This is a genomic window from Caballeronia sp. (assembly GCF_049581465.1).
Classification (GTDB): Bacteria; Pseudomonadota; Gammaproteobacteria; order Burkholderiales; family Burkholderiaceae; genus Caballeronia.
Map to the genome: position 1 here is coordinate 1 of NZ_JBAUSA010000037.1, position 2,891 is coordinate 2,891.

2 protein-coding genes are annotated in these 2,891 nt (G+C 61.1%); one reads left to right on the forward strand and one right to left on the reverse strand.

What is annotated here, in order from left to right:
- Positions 1–195: 195 nt before the first annotated feature.
- Positions 196–534: a 4a-hydroxytetrahydrobiopterin dehydratase gene (locus tag WCA53_RS00785; protein WP_423904287.1), complete on the reverse strand. Its 339-nt coding sequence runs from the start codon at positions 532–534 to the stop codon at positions 196–198.
- Between the two features lie 213 nt (positions 535–747).
- Here WCA53_RS00785 and WCA53_RS00790 point away from each other — a divergent pair.
- The coding region (locus tag WCA53_RS00790; protein ID WP_423904290.1) for a UPF0182 family protein at positions 748–2,891 on the forward strand (2,144 nt) is incomplete at its 3' end.

Consider the following 2,891-nt stretch of genomic DNA (forward strand, 5'->3'; position numbering starts at 1 on the left):
CCGTGTCGTGCCTGATGTCTCCTGCCTCATGCCGCCCATTGCATTGCGCTCGAATCCTTCGCAGGACGAGTGGCGACGAGCGGATTCAGAATGACAGAACGACAATGGGCGCACACCACCCAAACGGGTAGCTGAACTGACCGGCTTGGCGACGTGGTATCAACGATTTGGCAAGCCTCAGTAGCATTCGCTCGCTCAAGACCCGGCAAGGCCATTCGTCTTCGCCGCCATGATGAAGTCGTTCTCGTGAAGGCCCTTGATCTTTTTGGTCTGCCACGAAACCGTGGCCCAGCCCCAGCCAAAACACACATCGGGATGGTGTCCCTCGGCATCCGCGAGCTGCGCAACCCTCGCCACGAATTCGTAGGCTTGCGTGAAATCCTTGAAGCCGAACTTGCGCTCAATGCGGCGGCCCTCGTCAACCAGCGCCCAGCCGGGTGTCTGGGTTAGCAAATCGGCAGCCAGTGTTTGCGTGACAGGCGGAACGCCGCCGCGGCAGGGCACGCAGTGCCTGGACAGCAAATCGTCATTCATCGCACATTACCTCCGTTCGCATCAGTGACGGGGTCATTCGCACGACTACGATACGCCTAGGGGCGTCGTGGGAAAACCTCGATGAGGAGCGACCTTGCCAGCGAAAGCCCGGCTGCCCGCGAGCGCAACGCGTCCTGGTTCACCGGACTACAATCATTCAATGAAGGCGTCCCCGCCGGCCATGGTTGACAGGCCAGCAAAGGAGCAGGGTCGATGCGGTCGCAACTGACGTCCGGCGCGCGCTGGAGGCGCAATGCAATCGCGGTTGGGCTGGTGGTCCTTGGCCTGATCGTCGTCCAGCGCATCACGGGCCTCCTCGTCGACTGGCTGTGGTTTTCTTCCGTCGGCTATGGCGCCGTTTTCTCCACAATGCTTGCTGCCAAGGCGCTCCTGTTCGCCGCCGTGTTCGCGGTCTCGGCGGGCGCCATAGGGATGTCGGGTTTCCTCGCGCATCGCTACGCGAAGAGCCTTGGCCGCTCGCCGCCGTCTTTAGCGTTTTCGTCCAGTACTCCGGCGGTCATCATTGAACTGGCCGACCAGTTTTCGCCGCGCATTCCCTGGCGCTCCACCATCGCGGGCGTAGCCGTCGTGCTGGGGCTGCTCCTCGCCGTTGGCGAACTCTCAAGCTGGGACATGGCGCTTCGCTTCCTTCATCAAGTGCCCTTTGGCGAGCGCGATCCGATCTTTAACAAGGACATAAGCTTCTATCTCTTCACGCTACCCGCCTATATCGAGCTCAAGAACTGGCTGCTGCAGCTGCTCTTCTGCAGCGCGGTGGTCGCAGGCGCGATTTACGCGGTGCGTGGCGACGTCGCGCTGGAGCAACCACCGCGTGGGCTCTCCCCCGCCGCTTGCGCTCATGGTTCGGCGCTGCTCGGTTTGTTCTTTGTGCTGAAGGCCTGGTCCTACGGGCTCGATCGCTACTTGCTTCTGTATGGCGACAACGGCGTCGTGGTCGGCGCCAGTTATACCGACGTCCATGTCGAGCTACCGGTCCTGTGGCTGCTCGTCGGCGTTGCCGCTGCCGCATCGCTCGCCTCGTGGGCGAACATGCGCTGGAGGAACTATCGAATTCCTGCCGCCTCGGTGCTATTGCTGTTCGGCAGCTCGTTTGTGTGCGCCGAGATCTACCCGGCGCTGTTCCAGCGCTTCTATGTCAAGCCGAGCGAGCTAGAGCGGGAGACGCCCTATATCCAGCACAATATCGCGCTGACTCGGGAGGCCTACGGCCTCGGGCAGATCGCGGTAAAACCGTTCCCAGCCGAGCAAGGGTTGAATCTCGCCTCGCTGCAGGCCAATCGTCCGACCATCGACAACATCCGCCTATGGGATGTGCAGCCGCTGATGGATACCTACGCGCAGTTGCAAGAGATCAGGACCTATTACAAATTCCTCTCCGTGGACATCGACCGATACCGGCTTGACGCCGGGTATAGGCAGGTGATGCTGTCCGCGCGCGAACTTGAGCCAGACATGCTCTCGGCGAACGCCCAGACCTGGGTGAACCTGCATCTCCTGTTCACCCACGGCAACGGGGTCGTGATGTCGCCGGTCACGGAAAAATCCACGGAAGGCCTACCCTCCCTCTATCTGCAGGATATTCCGCCCGTCGCCAACGGTGGCCCGACCATCCGCGAACCGCGCCTCTATTTCGGCGGGAGCGGCGAGAGCTACGTCATCGTGAAAGGCACCGTACCCGAGTTCGACTACCCCAAGGGGACGGACAACGTCTACACGAATTACAGCGGGCGTGACGGTGTCGCCATCGGCAGCATGGCGCGGCGCAGCCTCTTCGCCTGGCAGTTCGACGACCCCAACATCCTACTGACCGGCTATACCACGGACCAGAGCCGGATCCTGCTGCACCGTAACATCCAGGACCGGGTGCGCACCCTCGCCCCTTTCCTCACCCTCGACCATGACCCGTACATGGTCGTGAGCGGCGGGCGCCTTTTCTGGATGCAGGACGCCTATACCACCAGCCAATGGTTCCCCTACTCCCAGCCGACTAACAGCGATGACACCAATTACATCCGCAACGCAGTCAAGGTGGTGATCGATGCGTATAACGGCACGGTCGATTTATATGTTAGCGATCCTACGGATCCCATCTTGCGGACGTACCAGCGCATCTTTCCTGGCCTGTTCAAGCCTTTGGACGCGATGCCGCAAGACCTGCGGCAGCATATTCGCTACCCCGAAGACCTGTTCCTGATCCAGGCGCAGCTTTATCGTGCGTACCATATGGACGCGCCGGAAGTCTTCTACAACCGTGAGGATCTCTGGCAGTTTCCCCGCGAATTGGCCGGCATCGATGGCGGCAATGCGCCCACGCCGATGACGCCTTACTACATGAT